Origin of the sequence: Cellulomonas sp. NPDC089187 (assembly GCF_040685135.1) — a bacterium.
Taxonomy (GTDB): domain Bacteria; phylum Actinomycetota; class Actinomycetes; order Actinomycetales; family Cellulomonadaceae; genus Cellulomonas.
Genome location: NZ_JBFBHI010000002.1, coordinates 347,733 through 372,230, shown reverse-complemented (window position 1 = coordinate 372,230; position 24,498 = coordinate 347,733). Strand labels below are relative to the sequence as shown.

Below are 24,498 nucleotides of genomic sequence, written 5' to 3'. Positions count from 1 at the left end.
CTGCCCCACGGAAAGGACGACATGCGCACGCGCTCCACCCTGTTCGCCGCCACGGCCCTGGGCACCACTCTGGCCCTGGCCGCCTGCTCCTCCGGCTCGGGCAACTCCGACGCCGACCGCTTGGACAACGGCGACCTGCCCGAGGTCGCGATCGGCATCCACTCCGGATGGGACGAGGGCATCGCGGTCTCGCACCTGTTCGCCACGATCCTGGAGGACGAGGGCTACACGGTCACCTCGGAGGAGGCCGACCCGGGTGTGGTCTACACCGGGATCACCGGCGGCGACTTCGATGTGAACTTCGACATGTGGCTGCCCACCACCCACGCCGACTACTGGGAGCAGTACGGCGACCAGATGGAGGACCTGGGCACCTGGTACGACGACGCCAAGCTCACCATCGCGGTGAATGAGGACGCCCCGGTTGACTCCCTGGCCGACCTCGCCGACAACGCCGACCTGTTCGACAACCGCCTGGTCGGCATCGAAGCCGGCGCGGGTCTGACCCGGATCACCCAGGACGAGGCCATCCCGACCTACGGTCTGGACGACATGGAGTTCGTCGTGTCCTCCACCCCGGCGATGCTGGCCGAGCTCAAGGGCGCCACCGACGCGGGCGAGAACATCGCCGTCACCCTGTGGCGGCCGCACTGGGCCTACGACGAGTACCCGATCAAGGACCTTGAGGACCCCGAGGGCGCGATGGGCGAGGCCGAGGAGATCCACACCGTCGGCCGTGAGGGCTTCGCTGAGGACTACCCGACCCTGTCGTCGATGATCGAGGCCTTCACCCTCACCGATGAGCAGCTGTTCTCCCTGGAGAACCAGATGTTCAACGAGGACGGCGGCTCCGACCCGGCCGAGTCCGCCCGGACCTGGTTGGACGCCAACCCGGAGTTCGTGACCGAGCTGAAGGACGCTGCGGGCGTCTGACACCCACAGCAACGGCCCCGGTGGAGCGATCCACCGGGGCCGTTGCTGTGTTCGCGAAGGGCCGTGCTCAGGGCTGCGCGGCCTCAACCGCCCGCCGCAGATCCGGCTCCAGGTAGATCACCCGGGCGATGGGCACCGCGGCCCGCACCCGCTGCTCTGCGGCATCGATGGCCTGGGCCACCTCCACCGCGGACTCCTGCGCCGAGACCTCGATCTTGGCGGCCACCAGCAGCTCCTCCGGCCCCAGGTGCAGGGTGCGCAGGTGGATCACCGAGGGCACGCCCTGGCCCACCAGCGCGGCCTTGATCGCGTCGACGTCCTTGCGGGTGGCCGATTCACCGAGCAGCAGCGACTTGGTCTCGATGGCCAGCACCACCGCGATCACCACCAGCAGCAGACCAATCGCCGCCGAGCCGATGGCGTCCCAGCGTCCGTCGCCGGTACCCAGGGTCATCCCCACCCCGAAGAGCGCGAACACCAGACCCAGCAGCGCACCGAAGTCCTCCAGCAACACCACCGGCAGCTCCGGGGCCTTCGCGGTGCGGATGTACTGCCACCAGGACTGCGAGCCACGGGTGTGGTTCGCCTCCTTGATCGCGGTCCGGAAGGAGAAGCCCTCCATCACGATGCCCGCCAGCAACACCGCTACCGGCACCCAGTGCCAGGAGTCGATCCCGTGCGGGTCGGCGAATTTGTGCCAGGCCTCGTAGAGCGCGAACAGGCCACCGAGGCTGAACAGCACGATGGACACCACGAAGGCGTACAGGTACCGCGCGCGGCCGTAGCCGAAGGGGTGCTCCTCATCCGCGGCGCGCTTGGCCCGCTTGCCGCCGACCAACAGCAGCAACTGATTGCCCGAATCGGCCAAGGAGTGCACCGACTCGGCCAACATCGAGCTGGAGTGGGTCAGCAGGTACGCGATGAACTTGGTGACCGCGATACCGAGATTGGCGGACAGCGCGGCGATGATCGCCTTGTTCCCCCCACCGTGTGCCATGAGAAACCTCCGAGTCGTCACTCGTCCCGGGGATACCCGGGACGGGAGCACGCGGCCGGCCGCTCCGGGGGGTGATGCTAAACGAGAAGCGCCCCGGACACGGGTCCAGGGCGTTCTCGGTGTTTCAGCGGTTTCAGGCGACCGAGCGCGCCTCAGCCTGGATCAACACCGGGATGCCGTCGCGCACCGGGTAGGCCAGCGGGCGCTGCGGATCGGTGGAGACCAGCTCGGGCTGACCGCCGGGGCCCACGCCGTCGACCAGGGTGGCACCAGTGACCGGGCAGCGCAGCAACTCACGCAGCCAGTCGACGACGCCGGTGGTGTTCTCGCTCATCGTCAGTTCTCCTGCCGGACCAGCGCGAGCACGTCGTCGCGCACCTTCTCCATGATGTCCTCATCCGCGGCCTCGACGTTCAGGCGCAGCAGCGGCTCGGTGTTGGACGCGCGCAGGTTGAACCACCACTGCGGGTGGCCGTCCCAGTGCGAGACCGTCAGCCCGTCCAGCTCATCGGTGGTGACCGGACCGGCGCCCTGCTCGGTGACATAGGCCTGGATCACCCGCGCGCGGGCCGCCGCGACGTCCTCGACCCGGGAGTTGATCTCACCGGAGGCCACATAGGGCTGGTACTGCTCGGCCAGCGCCGACAGCGGGTGCGGCTGACCGCCGAGCGCCGCCAGCACATGCAGCGCCGCCAGCATCCCGGTGTCCGCGAAGAAGAAGTCCCGGAAGTAGTAGTGCGCCGAGTGCTCACCGCCGAACACCGCCTGCGACTGCGCCATCTGCGCCTTGATGAAGGAGTGCCCGACCCGGGTGCGGACCGGCGTGGCACCCGCGGCGCTCACCAGGTCCGGCACCACCTGTGAGGTGATCAGGTTGTGGATGATCGTCGGGTTCGACCGGCCGGCGGCCTGCTCCTTGGCGATCTCCCGCAGACCGACCAGCGCGGTGATCGCCGACGGGGACACCGGGTCGCCGTTCTCGTCCACCACGAAGCAGCGGTCCGCGTCACCGTCGAAGGCGAGGCCAATATCCGCGCCGTGCTCGACCACGGCCTTCTGCAGGTCGACCAGGTTCTTCGGCTCCAGCGGGTTGGCCTCGTGGTTCGGGAAGGTGCCGTCCAGCTCGAAGTACAGCGGCACCACCTCCAGCGGCAGCTCCGGCAGACCGGCACCGGTGCCCAGCACGGCGGGGGCGGTGTATCCACCCATACCGTTCCCGGCGTCGACGACCACCTTCAACGGACGGATGCCGGACAGGTCGACCAGCCCGCGCAGGAAGGCGGCGTAGTCGGCGAGCATGTCCTGCTCGGTCACGGTGCCCGGCTCGGACACCGCGGCGGGCACGCCCTCACCCAGGTAGCGGGCGGCCAGGTCGCGCACGTCGGAGAGCCCGGAGTCCTGACCGACCGGACGCGCACCGGCGCGGCACAGCTTGATCCCGTTATACTCGGCCGGGTTGTGCGAGGCGGTGAACATCGCACCCGGGATACCCAGCTTCCCGGAAGCGAAGTACAGCCCGTCGGTGGAGCACAGACCGATCCGGATCACGTCCACGCCCCGACCGGCCAGGCCCTCGGCGAAGGCCCCGACCAGCTCCGGACCGGAGGGTCGCATGTCATTGCCGATCACCACACGCGCGGGCTGCCCGGCAGTGACCTCCGGCAGCACCACCACCTCAGCGAAGGCGGCACCGATCGCGCGGGCCACCTCGGCGTTCAGCTGGTCGGGCACGGTTCCCCGCACGTCATAGGCCTTAATCAGGCCGGTGAGGTCGGGCAGCTCATCACGGTTCGTCTCGGACACGCCCGCCACTCTAGCCGTGTGGCCTGCCGGCTCAGCGCTTCGCGGAGCGCTCCATCACCTGCTCGCGGGTCAGCGGTGTGCCGTCACCGTCCACCGGCACCCACGCCCGGTGCTCACAGGCATGGCAGGACACGAAGGTCACCTCAGTGCCGTCCGCCAGCGTCAGCCGCAGCCGGGTCAGCCGGGTCGCCCCGCAAGCGGTGCAGGCCTGGGTGCCCACCGGCACCTGCTGGTCCTGACGGGTCAGCGACCCCAGAGGTTCGACCGGTGCTGGTCGTCGCCCCCGTCGTCGTGCGCCCTCGGTCGCCCCCGCGCCCATTGGCTCAGTCCTCGTCCCCGCGCAGCACGCGCAGGTGACCGCGTCGTCGTTCGCCGGCCAGCTGGTCCGCCGACGGCAGCGGTTCAGGCACCGCGGCCTGCACCGGGCGTCCGGCCTCCCGCACGGCCTCGGCGAGCGCCACCAGATCGTCGTGGCTCGGGCCGGTCTCAACGAACTCGGGGGCCAACCGCACGATGTCCCACCCACGCGGCGCGGTCAGCCGGGAGGCGTGCTCGGCGCACAGATCGTAGGAATGCGGCTCAGCGGTGGTCGCCAACGGGCCGAGCACCGCCGTCGAGTCGGCGTACACATAGGTGAGGGTGGCCACCGCAGAACGACCGCACGCGGTGCGGGAGCACTGACGGACGGATCTCACGGGGAAGACCGTACCCCTCGCCGCCCGTGCTCGTCGGTGACCACGCGGGGACCGGCCCAGGATCACCCGCCAGAGACCGCAGCGATAGAGTGCGCCGATGGCCTCCAGCCGGTATCTGCCCGACTTCTCCGTGCCCCGCCAGATCGGGCCGGTGCGCCGCCGCGACCGTCGGGGCCGGGGCCTGCGAGGACCGCTGCTGCCCGCCGGTCTGCCGGCTGCACGCACCCGAGCAGAGCGCTTCGACGAGGTCGTGCTGGCCTCGGTGGAACGGCTGGAGCTGCGCTGGGGTCGCCAGCTGGACGGTGTGGAGTTCGCGGTGGAGGACGTGCCACCCGCCGATCCCGCGCCCTGGGAACACGGCGGGGTGCCGCTCGGCCGTTGCTTCCCCAGCGAACCCGGGCTGCCGCCGCGGATCGTGATCTACCGGCGACCCACCGAGAGCCGCGCCAACGGCCCCGACGATCTGGCCGACCTGGTGCACGAGGTCGTGGTCGACCAGGTGGCGCACCTGCTGGGCCGCGCCCCGGAGGAGATCGACCCTCAGCTCGGGGACGGACGCTAGTCTGACCCGGCCATGACGACCTCCCCCGCCCCTGCCCTGCCCGCCGTACGCGTGGTGACCATCGTCTTCAACCCGGGTACGGAGCTGGACGGTTTTGTCGACAGCCTGGCCACTGCCACCACGGCCCCGGTCGAGCTGGTCATCGTGGACAACGGCTCCGAGACCGAGGTCACCGACCGGGTGGCCGCGCGGGTCGGTGCTCGGGTGATCCGTGATGGCCGCAACCGGGGGTACGGCGGCGGGGCCAACCTCGGTGCCGCTGACGCGCGGCAAGACTGGGTGGTGGTGGCGAACCCGGATGTGATCTGGGAACCCGGATCGCTGGACATCCTGCTGACCGCCGCGCAGCGACTCCCCCGGGCGGGGTCGCTCGGCCCGGCGCTGCTGAATGAGGATCGCAGCGTGTACCCCTCGGCGCGGGAGCTGCCCTCCCTGACCCAGGGGGCCGGTCACGCGGTGCTGGGCAAGGTCTGGCCGGGCAACCCGTGGACCCGGGCCTACCATCGCCGTCAGGAGTCGACCGGCACCGAGCGCCCCGCCGGGTGGCTGTCCGGGGCGTGCCTGTTGCTGCGCCGAACCGCATTCGAGGCGGTCGGCGGATTCGACACCAGCTACTTCATGTTCTTTGAGGATGTGGACCTGGGCGAACGGCTCGGCCGCGCGGGGTGGGCGAATGTCTACGTGCCGTCGGCCGCGGTGGTGCACGTCGGCGGGGTCTCCTGGAAGGCGCGTCCCGCCCGGATGATCTCTGCCCATCACACTAGCGCGAAGCAGTACCTGCACCGGCGCTACCACCGCTGGTACCAGTGGCCGGTCCGGGTGGCGATCAGCGTCGGGCTGGGGCTGCGCGAGAAGGTCGAGCTGCGCGCGGCACGCTGAGTCGGGGCGGGGCCGCAGCCTGGCACTCCCTGGCCGTCTGGCCGTCTGGCCGTCTGGCCGTCTGGCCGTCTGGCCGTCTGGCCGTCTGGCCGTCTGAGGTCAGTCGAGCCCGGCGCGGTCGGCTGCGCGCACCCGCACCGTGGAGTCGGTGTCGGTGTCCAGCAGCGGTTCGACCACGGTCACCAGTGTCCCGTCGGCTGCCCGGTTCCAGGCGAACATCGACCAGACCAGCTCCACACCCTCGGGGGCGCTGACCTCGACCAGCCTGGTGTCCGGGTTCAGATCGGCCACGTCGATCCGGCCCGTGGTGCCGACCTCGACGGTGACCTCCTCCTCGGTCAGCTCACCGCGCTCGCCGTAGGCCCGGACGGTCACCTCGACCTTCGGACCCTGCGGGGTGTCCTCCTCGACCTCGGCACGCTGTCCCTGGGTCGGGGTCGGAGTGGGTGCGGTGTCCGGCGTCGAGACCGCGGAGTCCTCGGCCGCGAGCACGGTCAGGAGCAGGCGTCCATCCGCTCCAGCCGGTCGAGCCACCAGGCCGCCACCGGTCTGGGTCGCGGCGGCCCACCCCCGGTCCATCCGCGGCACCGAGTCCTGCTCCCCGACATCGCCCTCGCGGGCGACCATCGCACCGGCAACCACCGGATGATCGGAGTCCACCACCGCGGTGTACGCACCGGTGGGCACGCCGCCGAGCGACAGGTCGGTCACCACCCCGGCCTCCAGCACCAGGTCCTGCGCACCGGACAGCGGCACTTGACCGTCCGGGCCCACCAGGGTCACCGAGACGGTGGCGTCCTGGTCGCCCGGGGCCAACAACCGCAGTTGCGCGGCGGCGGGGTCGTCCACCTCGGCGGTCTGGAGCATCAGTCCGGGCACCAGCTGCTCGGTGGCCGGAGCCTGACCCGCGGTGACCAGATCCGTGCCCTGCGGCGTCAGGCCCTCCAACAGCGAATCCTGGAGATAGGCGGAGATCTGCCCCCCGGAGGCTTGGGCGTGCACCACGATCCGGCGTTCCTCTGCGGCAACCCCGGGCAGCACTACGGTGCGACTGGACTGCGGAGCGACCAACACCTCCGTGGAGGTCGACAGATCCACCTGCCCGGCCGGACCCCACATGCTCAGGGACACCTGCGCGGTGGTGACGCCGGGGTTGACCAACACCAGATCCGCCGTGCTCTCCAACGCCGTGCTGCCGCCGACCAGCCAGACATCGGATGCCGGGGTCACGCAGCCACCGGCGGACAGCCCGCGCAGGTCACCGTCGGTGGTCACCGCGCTGGTGGTGCCCGCCACCCGGGCCGCCTCACCGCTCACCGCCGGAGCGGTCAGCACCGCGGGTCCGGCCGGGTCGCGCAGGGTCAGCGCACCCCCGGACACGTCCTGGGTGGCTCCGTCCAGCACGGACAGGGTGGCCGAGCTCGCGCCGGAGGTGTCCAGCACGCTGATCCGCTGCACCGGATCCACCGGCACCCGGCTGAAGTCGGCACCCCCGGCATCCTGGTCCTCGGGCACGGTCAGCGGACCCGGGCAGACCAGGCTGGTGGTCCCTGCGGGCACCTTCACCTCGGTGGTGCCGCTGGCGGAGGTCGACCCGGTGTCCGGCAGCGCGATCCCGAGTGCGGTCGCTCCCCCGGTCAACCCGAGCACGACCAGGCCGCTCAGCCAGCGAGCGGCCCGCCCCCCGGTCGGCTTCTCCTGGGACATGTCATCGCCTCCCGGCACGACGGCGGCGCACCGGCACCGCGAGCAGCACGGTCAGCAGCCCGATCACACCCTGTGCGATCAGCCACGGCATCCGGTCGGCGGGGCGGTACTCGACCACCAGGTGACCGCCCTCGGCCCCGACCTCGAAGGTCTGCCGCCACCCCTCGGTGACGCTGCGCAGCGGACGGCCGTCCAGGGTGGCGCTCCACCCGGAGTCGGCCCGCTCGGCCAGCACCAACAGCCGTCCGGAGTCCCCGGAGGGGATGGTGGTGTCCACCGCGGTGCCCTGCGCCGGGACCGGCACAGCATTCGCCCCGGTCAAGCCTTCAGCGGTGGTCGCGGCGGAGGCATCCGGCAGCAGCCGTGCCCAGGCGGTCACCACCTGATCGACGCCGCCGTCCACGGCAGTGGGCTGTACCCGCCAGATCACGCCGGACTCGACCTCGGTGATCCGTTCCAGACCCGGGGTGGCATCGAGTCGGCCGATCAGAGCGGTGCGCTGCTGACCGCGCACGGAGGTGTCGTCCTCCGCCACCGTCGGCACCAGCACGTCGGCGACCGCCAGCGCGGCCAGCTCCGCGGCGACGTCCTCACTCGATCCCGCCGACAACCGTGCCACCAGATCGACCAGCTCAGCCGTGGCGTCATCACCCTCGGCAGTCCGGGGGTCGGCCAGCGCGCCGGTCAACGTTCGGGTGCGCACCGCAGCCGACTCCTCGACCAGTCGAGGCCCGTCACCGCGCAGCAACTGCCACGCGGTCACCCCCTCGGTGTCGACGGTCAGCGCGAGCACCCGGGGCGCGTCCGGCCCCTGCTGCGTCTGTTGGCCGATGGCCGGCACCACCGCCCGGTCCAGGGAGCTCAGCGCGCCGACCTCACCCTGACGGCTCTGCCATGACCAGCTGCCCCAGGCCGCCACCGGCAGCAGCACCGCCACCAGCGTGACAATCCCGGCGGTCAACTGGCGCCAGCCGAAGTTCGCCTCGGCCAGCCTGGCCTGCACCCCACGGGTCCCCAGCACGGCGGCAGCCACCAGCCCGGCGTAGGCAAAGGACAGCCCCGTGCCCGTCCACCCGGTGACGGCCACACCCTCCTGCTGACCGACCACCACCCGACCGGACACTGCCGCCACGGTCAGCCCGAGCGCGGCCATCAGCCAGCCCAGGCGCACCCCGCGCGCCACGGACCGGCCACGGCACAGCGCCACCAGGGCGGGCAGCAGGATCGCCGCCCCCGCCAACGCTGGCCACCAGGTGACCAGATCCACGCCGAGCAGCTCGGTCAACCAGTCGGGTGCCAGCGACGTGGCCTCGGCGGGAACCCCGAGCAGCTGGTGGATCGCGTCCACCGGCACGGCGGACTGCGGCGACCCGGGATCGGCGAACAGCAGCCGCCATCCCGCCGTGCCACGCGAGGCGGCCTCCGCCAGAGTCGGCCCCAGGAGCGCCAGCGCCGGAAGCCCCGCCAGCACCAGACGCAGGCGTCGGCCTCGCGGCGCACAGCAGGCAGCCACGATCAGCAGAAGCAGGCCAGGCAGCAGCAGCACCGGCGCACCGGCGACCACCACGGCCAGAGCCAGGGCCGCACCGGCCGCCGCGGCGATGGAACCGGTCGGGGTCGGGTCCTGCGCGGGCGCGGCCTCGCCGGTGGTGTCCGGGTCGCCCGGACGGTCAGGAACCGGCAGCGTGATCGAGGTGGTCACCGGTGAGCTGGACTCGGCCGCAGGGCTCGGCACGGAGGTGGCGTCGGCGCGCGACGGCAGGGGGCGGGGGGTCAGCGGGGTGGGCTCTTCCTGCGGGTCGGCGGCACCGGACGCGGGGATGCCGCTGCCCTCGGTCGAGTCCTCGCCCTGTGATCCGCGCGGCTTGCGGCGGCCGCCCCGGCGCATCTCACGGAACCCGGCGCGCGCCCACGCCTCCGGGTCCGGCCACTGCTCGGCGGACAGATCAGGCGCGACTTCGTCAGTTTCCCGACTCACCGTGTCCAGACCGGAGCGCACCCGATCCACCTGCTGGACACCGGCCGCCCGGGCCAGACCCAACAGGAACCACGGCAGGGCGACATGCACCAGCACAGCACCGACCCGGCCGGAGTCCGACGCGAGCAACAGACTGGGCAAGGCCGCCCAGGCCACTGCGGCCCACAGCCTGACCCCCACCGAGCGGGTCGCGGCACCCGCGGCGAACCACGCTCCCACCCCCGCCAGCAGCACCGAGCCGAGAGTCAGCGCGGTCAGAGCAGCGTCCAGGCTGCCGCCGAACAGCGCGGTCCCCGGGATCAACACGGTCGCCAGCGCATCCACCGGACCACGGTCGCCCAAGTCGCCCGGCACCCACCCGGTGCTGATCGTCCGCCACAGGTCGGAGACTCCCGAGCCGGCCGGCATGAGATCACCACCGGCCAACCGATCGCCGCCGAGCACCGACACCAGTGGTCGACCGAAGGCCACCAGCGTCACCCCGAGCAGGAGCACCACCAGCGCCCCGAGCCCGTACCGGCGACGACGAGCCAGCGCGGCCAGCTCGCGCAGCTCCAACTCCGAGGGTGCCTGCCGCACTCGTCGTGCCTCGGCGCGCGTCAGTCGTCGATCACGCCACTGCCGCCACACGGTGCGCGGATCGGCCTGCAAGGGGCGCAATGCCCGCCGGGGAAGTCGCCGGGTGCGAGCGGCGCGACGACGGGCGCGGATCACCGCCGCGGGCCGGGTCAGCACCCGCAGCGTGGCCGACATCTCCGCCGCGGCCAGCCCCGGTTCCTTGCTCGCGATCCGCACCAGCATCCGGATCAACCCGGTCAGAATCGCCAACAGACCGACCACCGGCACCGCCAGAGCGGGCACCCCGGTCAACCGCTGGTGCAGCATCGCCACCCGGCGCGCCTGGTACGACCGCCGCGGGTCGGCCCCATCCGGCTCGCCGTCGGCGTCCAGATCGACGAAGGCCGCCGCGGAGGCCTGCTCGCCGCGCAGCCCATGGAATGAGGCCTGGGCGTGCCGGATCACCGCGGAGGGCACCACCACGACGCGGTGCCCGGCCAAGCGGGCACGACGGCACAGATCCAGCCCGTCGCCGAAAGGTCCCAGCGCCGGATCGGGGCCGTCCAGCTCAGCCCAGACATCCCGACGGATCAGCATCCCGGCGGTGCCGACGGCGAGCACATCGTCCCGACCGTCGTGCTGCCCCTGATCGACCTCGCCCGGCTCCACATCGAGGGTGCGATGTCCGCCCCGGGAGGTGCGGATGCCGACCTCCAACAGCCGGACCGGGCGGGTCCAGGTGCGCTGCTTGGGACCGGCGATCGTCACCGACGGCGCCGCCTCCACCGCACGCAGCAGCTCGGCCAGCGCCGTGGGGTCGGGGGCACTGTCGTCATGCAACAGCCACAACCAGCCCTCACCCGAGCCGGCACCCACGGCGGTGCGCACCGCCGCACCGAAGGTGCTCGCCCGTGGGTCGTGCAACACCGTGCCGGTCAGTCCCGCCGCATCCAGCGTCGCGGACACCCGTGGATCGGCGTCAGCGCCGACATCCACCAGCACCAGGCGGCCGCCGGGGCGGGTCTGGGCGGCCAGCGCACGCAGCGTGGCTGGAAGAAAGGGGGTCCGTCCGCGGGTGACGACGACCGTGGTCACCTCAGGGGTGATAGCCGACGCCTCGCCCTCAGACCACACGCCGCTTGAGCTTGCGGCGCTCTCGCTCGGACAAGCCGCCCCAGATGCCGAAGCGCTCGTCGTTCTCCAGCGCGTACTCCAGACACTCGGACTTGACCTCGCAGCTCTGGCAGACCTTCTTGGCCTCGCGCGTGGAGCCGCCCTTCTCCGGGAAGAACGCCTCCGGGTCGGTCTGGGCGCACAGTGCGCGCTCCTGCCAGCCCATCACACCGTCGTCCTCCGGGCTGCCGAACATCGGCAGCACCGTGGCCTCAGGGGTGGACGGAGAAGTGAGCGCGTCGGACGGGAAACCCCCGTCGTCGTCGAGCAGACTCCACATGTGTGCCTCCGCGCTCGATCGTGGTGAGTTGCTGTCGGTGGTGCCCCCTGGGACGGTGCCCGCCGAGCTCCCCGTTGACGGGGGCGCACAGCGGATGCACGCCGCATGTTGACTGAAATTACACGGGTGTCGTTCCCATCCGTCAAGCCGAGACGTGTTATTACGGCGACCCCGAGCGGAATGTCCGGTCCCGACCCTTCGGACCGAGCGCACTCTCTTCACCAGCCCTCCGCAACCGCGTCCTCCGGCCCATGGCGTCCCACCTGCTCGGACATCCGCCCCGCCGCCTACCCTGGCCCCCATGACCACCCCGCCGCGCACCATCGCCGATCTGCTCACCCGACTCCTGCGCGAACCGGGCCGGCCACGCCTCACCTGGTACGGACCGGACGGCGAACGGGTCGAACTCTCCGGCGCGGTGCTCGACAACTGGGTCGCCAAGACCGTCAACCTGCTCGTGGAGGAGTTCGACTCCGGGCCGGGCACCGTGGTGCGGATCGACCTGCCCCCGCACTGGCGCAGTGTGGTGTGGGCGCTGGCGGTGTGGCGGTGTGGGGCGACGGTGAGCGTGGACGACGGACCGGCTGACGTGGTGGTGACCGACCGGCCCGAGGCGGTCGGTGGCGATGCGGCGGTGGTGGCCGTGGCACTGCCCGCGCTGGCCCGGGCCTGGGACGGGGCGGCGCTGCCGGCAGGGGCGATCGATGCGGCGTCGGCGGTGATGACCTACGGGGATGTGATCGGGTGGGTGCCGGAGGTGGACCCGGCGGCGGTAGCGCTGCAGACACCCGTCCAGCAGGTCCGACACGAGGGACTGTTCACGTTGGCGGCCAACGAGGAACGCGCTCTTGTCGGAACGGGAGATTTCATCGAGGCCATGCGCGGGGCAATTGCCGTTCTCGGTGGAGGCGGCTCCCTAGTGCTGGTGTCAGGTCGCGAGCCTGAGGAACTCGCCCGGCTCGCGGAGATGGAGCGGGTCACCCATCTACTCTGACTCCTAGCGGATCCACCATTCCGTCGGCGCGGAGCAGACCGATCCACACCTCGCTCTCGACTGTGTCGACCCCGTGGGGCGGACCGATCAGCGTCCGCTCCATCGTGGTGCTCGACGTCCGACCAACAGCGCTCGCCTGGGGCGAGGCCCACGGCACGTCCGCGGCGTCGAAGCTCGCCACCGCGACGCTGTCACCCCACGCGTCGGCCAAGGCAGTCCACTGCGCCCGATCCGGGGTCTGAACGAACTCCACCACCTCGACATCACACATCACCCTGAGCGTGGCGAGGTAGCGGAAGGGGCTCGAGTGCACCCACGCAATCCGCTCGACCCCGGCCGAGTCCAAGGCTCCGCAGACGGCCCGGGCTTGGTCGTAGCGACCGGAGAGCTCGACTGTGCCGATCACACCAGGCCAGGTCGACACCGGAACGGCGATGACCGCAACCGCGGCGGCCGCCACGAGTGCGCGTCCGCTCGCCTGCCAGACCACGCCTCTGGCCCGCAGCCACTCCACGATCACGTGCATGGTGACGGCAGCACCGACGAGGAGAGCCGGGAAGGTGGCCGGGAGCAGACGCCGAACCGCCCAGATCTGGTCCGGGGTGATGTTCACCAGTACCAGCGGGAACACCCCGGCAACCATCAGACTCACCACGGCCACCGCGGCTCCTGGGTCCGGTCGGCGGAACGCCCGATGGGCGAGGACTGCCCACCCGACAAAGCCACAAACCACTGCGGCCGCTCCGAGGTACCAGATCGCCCATGCCACGCTGAGTTCGTCGTAAGACCGCGTGCCGTCGAGTACCTGCCCGGCTGAGGACTGCAACACCTGGACAGCGAGGGCCGCACCGGAGTCCGGATCGATCCGATGCGCCTGGTACCACCACGGTCGGGTGACGAGTGCCAATGCCAGGAGCGCCACTCCCCCACACGCCCACCGCGCCACGGTCGTGCGGGTGCCTCCGAGTCGGCCCCACACGGATGACGGAGCCATCAGCATGCCGAGACATGCTGCGACCAGCAGCACCGTGGCAAGTCCGAGCGCCCCGAGCTGACTGCGGTGTGTCTCGAGATAGTCCGGGCTGAGCCGAGCAACGTCTACCCATCCCACCAGCCCGATGGCGCATGCCGCCACGATGCCGCCTGCGACCTGACGGCGGATGCCCGAACGCGGACCGGTGAAGAGCGCGACCGCCAGCGTGGTACCCACGGCGAACCCGGATACGGCGACCGCGCCGTCGATCCTGGCCGCGGCAACGGCGCCGACCATCGCGCCTGCGAGCACATGCGGGAACTCTCCGCCGCGACGCGACGCAGCACCTCGGTGCCAGGCACCGACCGCGATCGCGAGCCCACCGGTCAGGAATGCCAGGGTGAGAGGTTCGGTGTAGGCCGCCCGTGCAAACATCACGAAGGGCAGGCATACCCCGAGAGCCGCCGTCGGCAGTAGGGCCCACCACGGCCCGGTCAGACGACGGGCAAGCGCATAGGTACCGAACAACGCAACTGCCACGATCAGGAGGTTGCCGGCCATGACCAGAGCGGGACCACCGAACCAGCCCTCGACGGCGAGCAGGGTCGGCAGCATGGTGTTGCCCTGGGCGTAGAGCAGGCCGTCATCCAACCAGAACGCCTCGGTGCCGGCAGAAGCACCGGCCACAGCAGCAGCTGCGTCCGCGGCGCTACCCACGGGGATCAGGGCGCTGGGGTGCTCGCTCAACCACAGAGCCCGTAGCGTCAAAAAGCCTGGATCGCGATTGACGACGACGTACTGCGCGACTGAGGTCCAGTTCCATCCGATCCACGCACCGACGCCGAGCACGAGGACGACCGCGGCGAGGACGGCACGCCGATCCACGCGGTCCGGTGTCGGGACCGAACGCCAGCCGACGACGACGATCACGGCGGCGAGGGGGAACACGACCTGCGGCCGCACGGCACTGAACTGGGCCGCAGTGGTGCCCGCGAGGCCCAGGGCCAGCAGAACCAGGACCGCGCGTTCGGGTACAGCGACCAGGGCCCGGCCCAGGAGCACACGCGCCGGTGCGTTCACCGGACCGCCCAGCGTCGTCAGCTCCCGACGACCGCGACGATATTGACGCTCGGACTAGCAGCGGGGGCCACGACGACATCCTCCGGACCGAAATCGAACGTGCGTGCCGTGCCCGCGGTGCTGGCCGCACGCCCCGCTGCACGCCCACCGAGCAACCGCTTGATCAACCGCACCCCGGTCAGGCGCCAGCGATCTGGGATGCCAGGGAAGGTCACCGGGTAGGTCAGGAGCCGTGAGCGACGGTAGCGGCGCAGTTCAGCGCTGAGCACCCGGGGCCCCGCGGTCATGCCGAGGAGTTCGACCCGGGGGAAGGCACGCTGGAGGACTGCTTCCAGCTGACGGGGGCTGTACTCGGTGACATGGAACTCGTTCCAGGGCCGCTGGCCCGGGAAGAGCCGCAAACGTCGATCGGGTGTGACACACAGGAACTGCCCGCCCGGGCGCAGCACCCGCTTGATCTCGTGGAGGTAGCGCTCGACGTCATCCACGTGTTCGATCACCTGGAAGGAGACGACGACGTCGAAGGAATCGGCGTCGAAGGGCAGGTCATCGGTCTGGACCGGTCCGATGCGATGGAATGCGAGGTTGTCGCGGCCGTAGTGCGTCGTCGCGTAGTCCACGGCCTCCGCGGCGATGTCGACGCCCACGACCTCGGTGGCCAGCTTGGCGAGCTCCGCGGTCCCGTAGCCGGTACCGCACCCGAAGTCGAGCACTCGCTTGCCCTCGACATACGACCGGGCGAAGGCGTAGGTGGCCGCATGCAGGACATAGATCAGGTAGTCCGCTTCGGAGGACTGGTACTCCCCGACGGTGATGCGTTCGGTGGTGGACGACTCCGCATCGCCGTGCTCGGACGAGCGCTCTGCCCCGGGTTTGCTCATGTCACCCACCCTAAGGTGAGACGTCACTTGCCGGGTGCATCAGGGCACATCGGCCTGGATGGCCGTGCCGGTGCCAGACAGGTCGAGGGCCCCGTCGCCGGCCGGGATGAAGCAGGCCTGCCCGCGCTCCAGCTCGAGGGTCGCACCCCTCTCGTTGTGCAGGCGCACTCGGCCCTCCAAACACAGCACGATGCGTGGACCCCGTCCTGGCAAGGGATGGCTCGCGCTGCCGTCGACATGGGTCACGGAGAGTTCGAAGTCGTCCACCGGCGCGTAGTACATCCGGGTCGCACCATGGAAGCGCTCCGGAGCGATGCGGATCGGCGGGGCCGCCACATAGTCGACATTGCGCAGCAACTCATCCACATCGACGTGCTTGGGCGTCAGTCCAGCCCGCAAGACGTTGTCCGAGGAGGCCATGATCTCGATCCCGACCCCCGTGAGATACGCGTGCACACCACCGGCGGGGACGAACAGCGCCTCTCCGGGGAACAAGCTCACCGGGTTCAGGAGCAAGGACGTGACCACTCCCGGGTCGCCCGGGTAAGCGTGGTTCAGCTTCATCACGATGCGGTCGGCACGGGGCGAGGGTGATCCCTGCGCCAGCCGGGCCTCGCACGCCTGCGCCACCGCCGCGACCTGGTCGGCCTCCGGGCGCGAACCCGGCCGCAAGAGACAGGTGAAAGCTTCCTCGATACCGGCCGCGGTCGGATGCGCCGCGAGAATGGCGCGCAGCCGACGCGCGAGCGGGGCGTCCAGGCCCGTCAGGAGCTCAGCCGCACGCCGCGGTGCGCGGAAGCCGCACAGGGCCTCGAACTTGGTCACCGCATAGACAAGTTCGGGCTTGTGATTGCGGTCCCGGTAGTTGCGATGCGGTGCGTCGAGCGGCACCCCGCGCATCTCTTCGTCGTCGAAGCCTTCCCGAGCCGACTCGAGTTGGGGGTGAACTTGGAGCGACAGCGGGGAGTCCGCCGCGATGACCTTCATCAGGTAGGGCAGCGTCGCGCCGAAGCGTGCTTCGACGTCCGCGCCCAAGGTGAAGGCAGCGCCCTCGGCGATCAGGGAATCGAGAGGACGGGTCCCGTGCTCCCCTAGACAGTGGGACGGCGCACTCGGATGCGCTCCGAACCACGCCTCGGCGATGGGCTCCCCGGTGGTCTCGATGCCCAAGAGGGAGGGGATGGCGGTCGGCGACCCCCAGGAGTAGTGCTGAATGGCGTGCGTCAATCGGTACACGGACGGTCCTCGGGGATCGGCATCGGTCGGTCCTTCACCAGCGGGAAGGACCGATGCTACGGGCGTGCTCCTGCTATCGGTCCAGACCGAGCACCGCGCGCAGTGCAGCACCCATCCGTTCGCGGGAGTACAGCTCCCGTGTTCGCTGGGCAAAAGATCTCGCCAGGTCCTCTGTTCGGTCCGGATCGGACCGGAGGTCGGCGATCACTGCTCGCCAGGATTCCACCTGCGCGGAAGGCACCAGCAAACCGGTCTCCCCGTCCACCACCGCGTCCCGCAGCCCTTCGAGGTCAGCCGCGACGACCAGTGACCCGCGCATCGCCGCCTCGACGGCGACCAGCCCGAAGCCCTCCATATCCCCCGCCACGCGCACGTTCGGCTGGATGAACACGTCCGCGCCAGCCATCAGGAGTTCGCGGTCGTCGTCCGACACAGAGCCGAGCAGCCGCACCCGGTCAGCCACACCATGACGCTCGGCAGCGGCGGCGATGGCGTCCGACTCCGGTCCGGAACCGGCGACGAGGTAGACCACCGCGGGAAGCTCGGCCAGGACCCGGTCCACGAACCACGGGACGCCTTTGCGCCGGACCAGTCTGCCCAGGGTGAGACAGGTCAGCGCGTCAGCAGGCACCGCAAACCGCTCTCGCAGCTCCGAACGGGCCTGTGCCCGATCCCGCAGCTCAGGCACGCGGACCCCTAGTCGGACGACGTGCACCCGCTCCGCTGCCACTCCGGCAGCGCGCACAGTGTCGGCGGTTGCCGAGCTGATCGCCAACACTTGCGGGGCTTTCGGCAGAACCGCGCGAACCCAGTGCTGGTAGGGCTTCGGGGTCCAGACCACGTCCTTCCCCATCGCCATGACCGCGTGGCTCACCCGGGTCAGAGCCAATACCGGCCGCAGCAGCAAGTAGAGCAGCACGTCCCCGACCAGTACATGGCGCACCCGCCCGGTGAGCACCAGCCAGAGCAGACGGGCCGTGGCCCCGGGCAGCCACAACGGCATCCACCGGTTAGTGCCGCCATAGGCGATGAGTCGATCGGTACCGACCTCGCCGTCTGCTTCGAGTGTGGCCCAGACATCGGCGGCCAGCGTCTCCATCCCACCGACGGATGGCGGGAATTTGCGAGTGATGAACAGGGTGGCGGTGCTCACGACCGACCACCCTAGGCGACCGGGCTGTCCCGACCCTCACCGCCACTAGGATGGTCTGATGCCTTCCACGCCACACTCGTCCGGCCGAGCCGTGCTCGGCCGGGTCCTGCGGGTGGTCGCTCTGCTGGTCGTCGCTGTGTTCGCGATCGTGTTCCTCGCCCGCGAGTGGGACGGCTTCGTGGCCGGACTGCGTCAGCTGGAACCGTGGGCCGTGGTGTCCGCCGTGGCCGCGATCATGGCCGGGCTGATCTGCGCGATGCTCAGTTGGCGTGCGGTGCTCCAGGGCATGGGATCGACCCTGCCAGTGCGCGCCTCTGCACGGGTCTACTTCCTGGGCCAACTCGGCAAGTACGTTCCGGGCTCGGTGTGGCCGATCGTCGCACAAGCAGAACTGTCCAAGGAGTACCAGGTGCCGCGCGCCCGGGCTGCGGTCGGTGCCCTGACCCAGACTGTCATCGGCCTGGTGGTCGGTGTCTGCGTCGCCGGCATCACGCTGGCGGTCTCCTCACCCGACGTCTTCGCCACCTATTGGTGGCTCCTCCTGGTGGCGGTGGTCGGGGTGATCACTCTGCTCCCGCCGGTGCTGAACCGCCTGATGGCGTTGGCACTCAAGCTGACCCGACGTGGCACGTCGGAGCGGATGACGGCCGCCTCCATCGGGAAGGCCGCCGCATGGTGCTTGGGCATGTGGTTCTTCTTCGGTGTCCATCTCTGGTTGCTCGCCACCGGAGTGAGCGCCCCCGGTGAGCACCATCTGTTCCTGCTCGCCACCGGTGCCTACGCGCTGGCCTGGGTGGTCGGCTTCGTGATCGTCATCCTGCCCGCGGGTGCGGGGGCCCGAGAGGCGGCACTGGTGCTCGCCCTGGGATCGGCGCTGTCGCGTGAGAATGCCCTGATGCTGGCTGTGGTGAGCCGGGTGCTCATGCTGATCGGCGACGCTGTCGGTGCTGGGGTCGCGGTCGTGGTGGAGCGCCAGCGGCTCCGCCGACACCCTGAGCTCGCGGACGTCGTCGCAGACGCTCCTCAGGATTGATCCCGACAGCACCAACAGCGCGCCGTTGTGCTGTCGGCGGGCCGTTCAGTCGGCCAGCACACCGGCCCCCGCGACCGCCCACCGCTCGGCCCAGTCACCGATCGGCTCGACCCCCGCTGCGCTCAGGGCGTCGTGCCCGAGCACGGAGTACGCCGGACGCGGCGCGGGCCGCACGAAGGCGTCGGAGGTGGTCGGCCGCACGATCTGCGGGTCGAGCCCGGCGGTGGCGACAGCAGCCTGCGCGAAGCCGTACCAGGAGGTCTGCCCCGCGGAGGTGCCGTGATAGGTGCCGGCCGGGGCACCGGCTGCGACCAGTCGCTCGACCAGGTCGGCCAGGTCCACGGTCCAGGTCGGCTGTCCGACCTGGTCCGCCACCACGTCCAGACCGCCCTTCTCGGCGGCGACCCGGGCGATCGTCTTCGGGAAGCAACCGCCCTGAGCGCCGTAGAGCCAGGCGGTGCGCACGATCAGGTGGTCCGGGTTCTCCGCCCGCACCGCCCACTCGCCAGCGGCCTTGGTCCGGCCGTAGGCGGAACGCGGAGCGATGGGGGCGTCCTCGGCGTAGGGGGCGGTGGCCACCCCGTCGAAGACGTAGTCGGTGGAGATCTGCACGATCCGCGCACCGGCGTGCCGGGCCGCGCGGGCCAGCAGCTGCGGGCCGACGGCGTTCACCGTGAAGGCCGCGCCCTCCTGCTCCTCGGCCGCGTCGACGGCGGTGAACGCCGCGACGTTGGCCACGACGTCGTAGCCCGACACTGCACCGTCGACAGCGGCGGGGTCGGTGATGTCCAGCACGTCACGGTCAACCGCTGTCACCTCATGACCGCGCTCACCGAGCAGGGCCACCAGGTCCTGTCCGAGCATGCCGTTCGCACCCGTCACCAACCAGCGCACATCCACTCCCTGTCGTCGTCGGACCGCCGGAAGCCTACCCGCCCGCGCGGCCACTACCCTGGGTGCGCTGAACGACGTTCGCCGTCCCCTCGAAAGGAAACATCGCATGACCTACCGCGAACTGTCCGTGCCCGGAGCCTGGGAGATCACCCCCGTCCAGCACGGCGACCCCCGTGGTGTGTTCCTGGAGGCGTTCCAAGGCGGACCTTTCGCGGAGAACGTCGGCCACCGCTTTGATCTGCAGCAGGCGAATCTGTCGGTGTCGGCGGCCGGTGTGCTGCGCGGGATCCACTTCGCGGACGTCCCGCCCGGCCAGGCCAAGTACGTGACCTGCCCGAAGGGCGCCGTCCTGGACATCGTGGTCGACATCCGGGTCGGTTCGCCGACCTTCGGACAGTGGGACAGCGTGCTGCTCGATGACGTGGACCGTCGGGCGATCTACCTGAGCGAGGGCCTGGGCCACGCGTTCTTCGCCCTGGAGGACGGCTCGACGGTGATGTACCTGTGCTCCACCGGGTACAGCCCGGGCCGTGAGCACGGCATCCACCCCTTGGACCCCACCATCGGCATCGAGTGGCCCACCACTGACCGGCAGGGCAACCCGGTGACGCCGCAGCTGTCGGAGAAGGACACCGCCGCACCGACCCTCGCCGAGGCTGCCGAGCAGGGTCTGCTGCCGCGGTACGAGGACGTGCGGGCCTATGTGGAGTCGCTGCGCGCGCGATGAATGAGCCCACAGCGGCGACCCCCGGAGCCACCATCGGCGGTGCCGACGCCCGGCGGGTGGCGATCGGCGCGGCGGTCGCCGCGGTGTCCTCGACGCTGGTCGTGCTGGCCTCCCCGCGGCTGAGCGCCTCGGCGGCCGACAACACGGTGTTCCTCACCTACTGGTCTGCATTGTTCGCGGGATTCGGGGTGCTCACCGGGGTGTCGGTGGAGACCACCCGCGCGGTGACGTCCGCTCGGGGCACCGGACGCGAGATCGGGCCACGGGTCGGTGTGGCGGGGCTGGCCTTCGGGCTGGGCTTCGCCGCTCTGCTGGCGGTCGGCGCTCCCTGGTGGAGCGGCGCGGTGTTCAAGGCCGAGGGCATCCGGCCCGCCCTGCTGGTCGCCCTGGGCTGCGCCGGTTGCGCCGTTCACGCGGCGACCACCGGGGCCCTGGCCGGAGCCGGACGCTGGCGGGTGTACTCCCGACTGGTGGGCGGCGAGTCCGCGATGCGGCTGCTTCTGGTGGTCGGTGCCGGACTGGCTGGGGTCGCGCTGGTCGGTTGGGAGATCGGCGCGGCGCTTGCCGCCTCCACGGCGGTGGGCTTCCTCCTGTTCTCCCGGGATGCGCGCGGTGCGGTGGTGGTCCGCGCCGACGTGCCCACCGGCAGCTATCTGCGCCGCCTGCTCGCCGCTTCGGTGTCCAGCGGAGCCAGCGCCGTGCTGGTGATCGGATTTCCCGTGTTGTTGGCGGCGACCAGCAACGACGAGGCCTACGCGCTGGCCGCTCCCCTGCTGTTGGCGCTCACCCTGACCCGGGCACCGCTGATGATCCCGCTCAACGCGTTCCAAGGAGTGGCGGTCAGCCACTTCGTGCAGCACCGTGATCGTGGACCGGCGGCGCTGCTGCCGATCGCCCGGATCGTGTTGCCCGTGGGCGTGACCGGAGGGCTCGCGGCCTGGTTGATCGGGCCGACTCTGCTGCGGTGGATCGGCGGCCCGGACTACCACGTCGGCGGAGTGACTCTGGGGTTGTTGACCCTCGCCGCGACCGGTCTGGCCATGGTGACTCTCACCGGTGCTGTCTGCCAGGCGCTCGCCCGACATGGCGTGTTCGTCGCCGGATGGCTGGCCGCCGTCGCCGTGGCGGTCGGAGTGCTCTTGCTGCCCTACGGGCTCGAGGCCCGCACGGTGGCCGCACTGCTCGCGGGCCCGCTGGTGGGCATCGCCGTCCACCTCACTGCCCTGCGACCCCGCGGAGGAAGCGCATGAACCCGCATGTCAGCGTGTGTATGGCCACGTACCGGGGTGCGCCCTGGATCGCCGAGCAACTGCAATCGATCCTGGATCAGCTCGGGCCCGAGGACGAGGTGGTCATCGTTGACGATGCCTCACCGGATGACACCGTCGAGCGGATTCGAGCCATGGACGACCCGCGGATCCGACTGATCGCCCGCGATCACAACCTCGGCTATGTGCAGACCTTCCAGGAGGCACTGCGCGCGGCGCGCGGTGATCTCCTGCTCCTGGCGGACCAGGACGACGTGTGGTCGCCGGAACGGGTCGTCGCGATGACCCGGGCGCTACACGACGTCGAGGTGGTCGCTACCAACCTCGCCACCCTCGGCGGCCCCGATCGGATCCGTGGACCCTACGGTCAGCAGGACTGGCACCTGCGCCCCGGGTCCTCCGATCATCGGCTGCGCAATGTGCTCGGGGTGCTGATCGGCAACATGCCCTACTACGGCTGCGCGATGGGGCTGCGACGCTCCGCGCTCGACACCGTGCTGCCATTCCCGGGCCTGCTCACCGAATCGCACGATCTGTGGATCGCGCTGTATGGCAACCTGCACCGGTCGATGCGGCATCTGGACATCCGCTCGGTGCGCCGCCGGTTCCACGATGACAACGCCAGCCCGGACCGGCCCCGTGGCCCACTGATGGTGCTGAGATCCCGCTGGATGCTGGTCCGGGCCTGCGTCGAGCTGCTGCGCCGCCGCTGACCTCAGCTCACCTGGTACACGTAACGGTCCAGGGCGCCCCACCGGAACGTTTCCACCGGGGACAGGCACGGCGCGCTGATCCGTGAACTGGACACCACCCGGTCGAGCTCCGGCATCCGCTCGGCCACCGCACAGGGCGAACCACTGATCACGATCCGGTCCTCGCCGACGTTGGCGAAGGACAGTTCGTCCTCGGCGGTCCAGTCAAACTCCACATAGGACCCGCCGCGATTCCACACTCGCTCAGCATCGTCGTTCGGGTCCAGCCGATGCCACACATCGAGGTCCGGACCTGCCATCTGACGGCTGCTGAGCGAGGGCACGCCGGTCGCGGACAGCAGCGCATCCACCGTCATGTCGTCGGTCGCCCAGACGACCCCTGCGTCGCGGGCGCGCTCTCCCTCGGCGATCATCGCGTCGGCGGTGGCGGTCCCGCGCAGATCGCCCAGCCCGACCAGCACCGGGTTGACCTGCCAGACCAGCAGGAAGGCCGCGAGGCTGCCCGCCGCGTACCCGCCCCACCACCGCGGCCGCGAGACGATCACGGCGACCACCAGACCCAGCACCGCCAGTGACAGCCAGATCTGCTTGGTGCTCAGGTCGGGCAGGGTGGTCTCCACCAGCACGGAGGAGGCGTAGCCCGCCGCGAGGATCACCGCCGCGGTGATGGCAACCGTCACCCGCCAGGGAGCGTCCTGTCGCCACCCGGGCAGCACCAGGGCCAACAACAGCACCGCGAGGAATCCGATCATCGTCCCGGCGCGTTCCGGCGGCACCAGATTGGCCAGCGGGATTCTTCCCCCGAGCTCACCGAAGTTCACCGTCGTCCAGAGGACCCAGGGCAGCGCGGCGATCAACAACGCCCAGACAGCCGCCCGATGCTGAGCGGAACGGAACCGCACACCGACCGCGAGCAGAGCCAACGCGATGATGCCGGCGACCGTGAATCCGGACGAGATCTCCGACGGGTTGTGGTCGGTGAGGACCAGTTGACGCAGATCCGCCAGGGCGGTCGCCCCGAAGACCTGCTCGACCATCACCGGCGCACCGGTGCTCACCCGGGCGCCCGGGTAGACGGTGCCGCTGGTGGCGGCAATCGAGGCCCGGTTCTCCCAGAACACCGCCCCGGCCAGCGCCAATGAGGCCACCCCGACGGACACCACGGCGACGATCCGGCGACGTCGCCCCTCGCGGCCGACCATCAACGGCACGATGCCGACCGCCAGGATCGCCGGAGCGACCACCAGCATCCACGGCTGATAGTGCAGCGGCGTCCGGGCCAGCAGCCAGGCAGCTGCCATCCCCCACAGCACTGTCCGCCACCAGGGCCTGCGCTCGGATGCCGACGTCGCACACCGGTAGAGCGCGGCGGCACCGGCCGCGGTGAACCCCCACAGCTGCAACGGGGACAGCGACCACCACGCGGTGGCCGGTGCGAAGGCGATCAGTCCGGCGGCGAACAGCCCGGGCCACCGACTGCCGACCAGCGGGCGCAGCAGGGCGGGCAGGCCGAGCACCAGCAGGAGCACCGGCAGCCACCAACGCGCCGCGAACAACATCTGGTCGGGCAGCCACGGACCGAGCCTGAGCATGGCACTGTCGGCCAGGACCACGGAGGAGACCGGCGAGGAGGGCAGCATGGTGGTGAAGCCCTGCGGCGCGGTCAGCGGGTTGAGGTCCTCGGACTGCCCGGTGGCCGACACTCCCAGCGCGAGGGGCGTGGACGTGAGGTACTCGTCGGAGCGGGTCAGGGCCGGGTTGAACAGCTGGTCACCGGGCGGGTTGCCCGGGTCTTCCCGCAGCGTGGGCGCACCGATCGAGGACAGGGTGATCCCGAACAGGGTCAGCAGCAGGTAGCAGAGAACCGGGATTCCAATCCAGGGTGAGGGCAGGAACCGCCGCCAGGTCGGGGTCGAGACCTCGGTGGTCGGGTCGGTGCTCATGCGGTCCTTTCGGTCCGGTACGGACCTGCTCGTCCGCG

General features: G+C 70.7%; 22 protein-coding genes. 8 read left to right on the top strand and 14 right to left on the bottom strand.

Annotation, left to right across the window (positions count from 1 at the left end; all coding sequences use genetic code 11):
- The first annotated feature begins 21 nt into the window (after nucleotides 1–21).
- On the top strand, nucleotides 22–933 hold the full coding sequence (locus AB0N78_RS05990) for a glycine betaine ABC transporter substrate-binding protein (protein WP_363387019.1): 912 nt from the start codon (nucleotides 22–24) through the stop codon (nucleotides 931–933).
- A gap of 67 nt (nucleotides 934–1,000) precedes the next feature.
- On the opposite strand, the gene AB0N78_RS05985 is transcribed toward AB0N78_RS05990, so the two are convergent.
- From AB0N78_RS05985 to AB0N78_RS05965, 5 genes are all read right to left on the bottom strand, one after another.
- Nucleotides 1,001–1,930, bottom strand: a complete 930-nt coding sequence (locus tag AB0N78_RS05985) for a cation diffusion facilitator family transporter (RefSeq protein WP_363387016.1) — start codon at nucleotides 1,928–1,930, stop codon at nucleotides 1,001–1,003.
- Nucleotides 1,931–2,063: 133 nt separating this feature from the next.
- Entirely contained in the window at nucleotides 2,064–2,264 is a 201-nt protein-coding gene (locus AB0N78_RS05980; protein ID WP_363387013.1) for a hypothetical protein, read from the bottom strand.
- Nucleotides 2,265–2,266: 2 nt separating this feature from the next.
- The gene (locus AB0N78_RS05975; RefSeq protein WP_363387011.1) at nucleotides 2,267–3,733 is read right to left on the bottom strand and encodes a phosphomannomutase/phosphoglucomutase; all 1,467 of its coding nucleotides are present in this window, start codon (nucleotides 3,731–3,733) and stop codon (nucleotides 2,267–2,269) included.
- A 31-nt stretch (nucleotides 3,734–3,764) separates the two neighbouring features.
- Nucleotides 3,765–4,052: a hypothetical protein gene (locus tag AB0N78_RS05970; RefSeq protein ID WP_363387009.1), complete on the bottom strand. Its 288-nt coding sequence runs from the start codon at nucleotides 4,050–4,052 to the stop codon at nucleotides 3,765–3,767.
- Nucleotides 4,053–4,056: 4 nt separating this feature from the next.
- Entirely contained in the window at nucleotides 4,057–4,428 is a 372-nt protein-coding gene (locus AB0N78_RS05965; protein ID WP_363387006.1) for a DUF3499 domain-containing protein, read from the bottom strand.
- Between the two features lie 97 nt (nucleotides 4,429–4,525).
- Here AB0N78_RS05965 and AB0N78_RS05960 point away from each other — a divergent pair, with 97 nt between their 5' ends.
- Together AB0N78_RS05960 and AB0N78_RS05955 are read left to right on the top strand one after the other, a co-directional pair.
- Nucleotides 4,526–4,990 (top strand): metallopeptidase family protein, encoded by a 465-nt coding sequence (locus tag AB0N78_RS05960; protein ID WP_363387003.1) that lies wholly within the window; start codon nucleotides 4,526–4,528, stop codon nucleotides 4,988–4,990.
- A 12-nt stretch (nucleotides 4,991–5,002) separates the two neighbouring features.
- On the top strand, nucleotides 5,003–5,869 hold the full coding sequence (locus AB0N78_RS05955) for a glycosyltransferase family 2 protein (protein WP_363387000.1): 867 nt from the start codon (nucleotides 5,003–5,005) through the stop codon (nucleotides 5,867–5,869).
- A 99-nt stretch (nucleotides 5,870–5,968) separates the two neighbouring features.
- Here AB0N78_RS05955 and AB0N78_RS05950 read toward each other — a convergent pair whose 3' ends face one another.
- From AB0N78_RS05950 to AB0N78_RS05940, 3 genes are read right to left on the bottom strand one after another with little or no spacing between them, the layout of a single operon-like run.
- Nucleotides 5,969–7,576, bottom strand: a complete 1,608-nt coding sequence (locus tag AB0N78_RS05950) for a DUF5719 family protein (RefSeq protein WP_363386998.1) — start codon at nucleotides 7,574–7,576, stop codon at nucleotides 5,969–5,971.
- Between the two features lies 1 nt (nucleotide 7,577).
- Complete coding sequence (locus AB0N78_RS05945) at nucleotides 7,578–11,207, bottom strand: glycosyltransferase family 2 protein (RefSeq protein ID WP_363386995.1); 3,630 nt, start codon at nucleotides 11,205–11,207, stop codon at nucleotides 7,578–7,580.
- A 28-nt stretch (nucleotides 11,208–11,235) separates the two neighbouring features.
- A complete protein-coding gene (locus AB0N78_RS05940; RefSeq protein WP_363386992.1) occupies nucleotides 11,236–11,565 on the bottom strand; it encodes a WhiB family transcriptional regulator in 330 nt (109 codons plus the stop codon).
- 301 nt (nucleotides 11,566–11,866) lie between these two features.
- On the opposite strand from AB0N78_RS05940, the gene AB0N78_RS05935 reads away from it, so the two are divergent.
- Entirely contained in the window at nucleotides 11,867–12,559 is a 693-nt protein-coding gene (locus tag AB0N78_RS05935) for a TIGR03089 family protein (protein ID WP_363386989.1), read from the top strand.
- Here the strand turns inward: AB0N78_RS05935 and AB0N78_RS05930 are convergent.
- The 4 genes from AB0N78_RS05930 to AB0N78_RS05915 form a co-directional block, all read right to left on the bottom strand.
- Nucleotides 12,543–14,612, bottom strand: coding sequence for a hypothetical protein (locus AB0N78_RS05930; RefSeq protein ID WP_363386986.1), 2,070 nt, complete (start codon nucleotides 14,610–14,612; stop codon nucleotides 12,543–12,545). The genes AB0N78_RS05935 and AB0N78_RS05930 overlap by 17 nt on opposite strands.
- A 17-nt stretch (nucleotides 14,613–14,629) precedes the next feature.
- A complete protein-coding gene (locus tag AB0N78_RS05925) occupies nucleotides 14,630–15,493 on the bottom strand; it encodes a class I SAM-dependent methyltransferase (RefSeq protein ID WP_363386983.1) in 864 nt (287 codons plus the stop codon).
- Between the two features lie 39 nt (nucleotides 15,494–15,532).
- A complete protein-coding gene (gene manA, locus AB0N78_RS05920) occupies nucleotides 15,533–16,729 on the bottom strand; it encodes a mannose-6-phosphate isomerase, class I (RefSeq protein WP_363386980.1) in 1,197 nt (398 codons plus the stop codon).
- Nucleotides 16,730–16,802: 73 nt separating this feature from the next.
- The gene (locus tag AB0N78_RS05915; protein ID WP_363386977.1) at nucleotides 16,803–17,882 is read right to left on the bottom strand and encodes a glycosyltransferase family 4 protein; all 1,080 of its coding nucleotides are present in this window, start codon (nucleotides 17,880–17,882) and stop codon (nucleotides 16,803–16,805) included.
- A gap of 58 nt (nucleotides 17,883–17,940) precedes the next feature.
- On the opposite strand from AB0N78_RS05915, the gene AB0N78_RS05910 reads away from it, so the two are divergent.
- Nucleotides 17,941–18,915, top strand: a complete 975-nt coding sequence (locus tag AB0N78_RS05910) for a lysylphosphatidylglycerol synthase transmembrane domain-containing protein (RefSeq protein ID WP_363386974.1) — start codon at nucleotides 17,941–17,943, stop codon at nucleotides 18,913–18,915.
- A 45-nt stretch (nucleotides 18,916–18,960) separates the two neighbouring features.
- Here the strand turns inward: AB0N78_RS05910 and rfbD are convergent, their stop codons facing one another.
- Entirely contained in the window at nucleotides 18,961–19,809 is an 849-nt protein-coding gene (gene rfbD / locus AB0N78_RS05905; protein ID WP_363386971.1) for a dTDP-4-dehydrorhamnose reductase, read from the bottom strand.
- 106 nt (nucleotides 19,810–19,915) lie between these two features.
- Between rfbD and rfbC the strand changes: the two genes are divergently transcribed.
- From rfbC to AB0N78_RS05890, 3 genes are read left to right on the top strand one after another with little or no spacing between them, the layout of a single operon-like run.
- Nucleotides 19,916–20,536 (top strand): dTDP-4-dehydrorhamnose 3,5-epimerase, encoded by a 621-nt coding sequence (gene rfbC, locus AB0N78_RS05900; protein ID WP_363386968.1) that lies wholly within the window; start codon nucleotides 19,916–19,918, stop codon nucleotides 20,534–20,536.
- Entirely contained in the window at nucleotides 20,533–21,786 is a 1,254-nt protein-coding gene (locus AB0N78_RS05895) for a hypothetical protein (protein ID WP_363386965.1), read from the top strand. The genes rfbC and AB0N78_RS05895 overlap by 4 nt, the downstream gene beginning before the upstream one ends.
- On the top strand, nucleotides 21,783–22,517 hold the full coding sequence (locus AB0N78_RS05890) for a glycosyltransferase (protein ID WP_363386962.1): 735 nt from the start codon (nucleotides 21,783–21,785) through the stop codon (nucleotides 22,515–22,517). The genes AB0N78_RS05895 and AB0N78_RS05890 overlap by 4 nt, the downstream gene beginning before the upstream one ends.
- Before the next feature lie 2 nt (nucleotides 22,518–22,519).
- Here AB0N78_RS05890 and AB0N78_RS05885 read toward each other — a convergent pair whose 3' ends face one another.
- Complete coding sequence (locus tag AB0N78_RS05885; RefSeq protein WP_363386959.1) at nucleotides 22,520–24,460, bottom strand: hypothetical protein; 1,941 nt, start codon at nucleotides 24,458–24,460, stop codon at nucleotides 22,520–22,522.
- Nucleotides 24,461–24,498 lie beyond the last annotated feature (38 nt).

Bases quoted from the DNA above. Each gene is read 5' to 3' on its own strand.
- AB0N78_RS05990 (WP_363387019.1), top strand. From the start codon at position 22: ATGCGCACGCGCTCCACCCTGTTCGCCGCCACGGCCCTGGGCACCACT.
- AB0N78_RS05985 (WP_363387016.1), bottom strand. From the start codon at position 1,930: ATGGCACACGGTGGGGGGAACAAGGCGATCATCGCCGCGCTGTCCGCC.
- AB0N78_RS05980 (WP_363387013.1), bottom strand. From the start codon at position 2,264: ATGAGCGAGAACACCACCGGCGTCGTCGACTGGCTGCGTGAGTTGCTG.
- AB0N78_RS05970 (WP_363387009.1), bottom strand. From the start codon at position 4,052: ATGGGCGCGGGGGCGACCGAGGGCGCACGACGACGGGGGCGACGACCA.
- AB0N78_RS05960 (WP_363387003.1), top strand. From the start codon at position 4,526: ATGGCCTCCAGCCGGTATCTGCCCGACTTCTCCGTGCCCCGCCAGATC.
- AB0N78_RS05955 (WP_363387000.1), top strand. From the start codon at position 5,003: ATGACGACCTCCCCCGCCCCTGCCCTGCCCGCCGTACGCGTGGTGACC.
- AB0N78_RS05950 (WP_363386998.1), bottom strand. From the start codon at position 7,576: ATGTCCCAGGAGAAGCCGACCGGGGGGCGGGCCGCTCGCTGGCTGAGC.
- AB0N78_RS05940 (WP_363386992.1), bottom strand. From the start codon at position 11,565: ATGTGGAGTCTGCTCGACGACGACGGGGGTTTCCCGTCCGACGCGCTC.
- AB0N78_RS05935 (WP_363386989.1), top strand. From the start codon at position 11,867: ATGACCACCCCGCCGCGCACCATCGCCGATCTGCTCACCCGACTCCTG.
- AB0N78_RS05925 (WP_363386983.1), bottom strand. From the start codon at position 15,493: ATGAGCAAACCCGGGGCAGAGCGCTCGTCCGAGCACGGCGATGCGGAG.
- AB0N78_RS05910 (WP_363386974.1), top strand. From the start codon at position 17,941: ATGCCTTCCACGCCACACTCGTCCGGCCGAGCCGTGCTCGGCCGGGTC.
- rfbC (WP_363386968.1), top strand. From the start codon at position 19,916: ATGACCTACCGCGAACTGTCCGTGCCCGGAGCCTGGGAGATCACCCCC.
- AB0N78_RS05895 (WP_363386965.1), top strand. From the start codon at position 20,533: ATGAATGAGCCCACAGCGGCGACCCCCGGAGCCACCATCGGCGGTGCC.
- AB0N78_RS05890 (WP_363386962.1), top strand. From the start codon at position 21,783: ATGAACCCGCATGTCAGCGTGTGTATGGCCACGTACCGGGGTGCGCCC.
- AB0N78_RS05885 (WP_363386959.1), bottom strand. From the start codon at position 24,460: ATGAGCACCGACCCGACCACCGAGGTCTCGACCCCGACCTGGCGGCGG.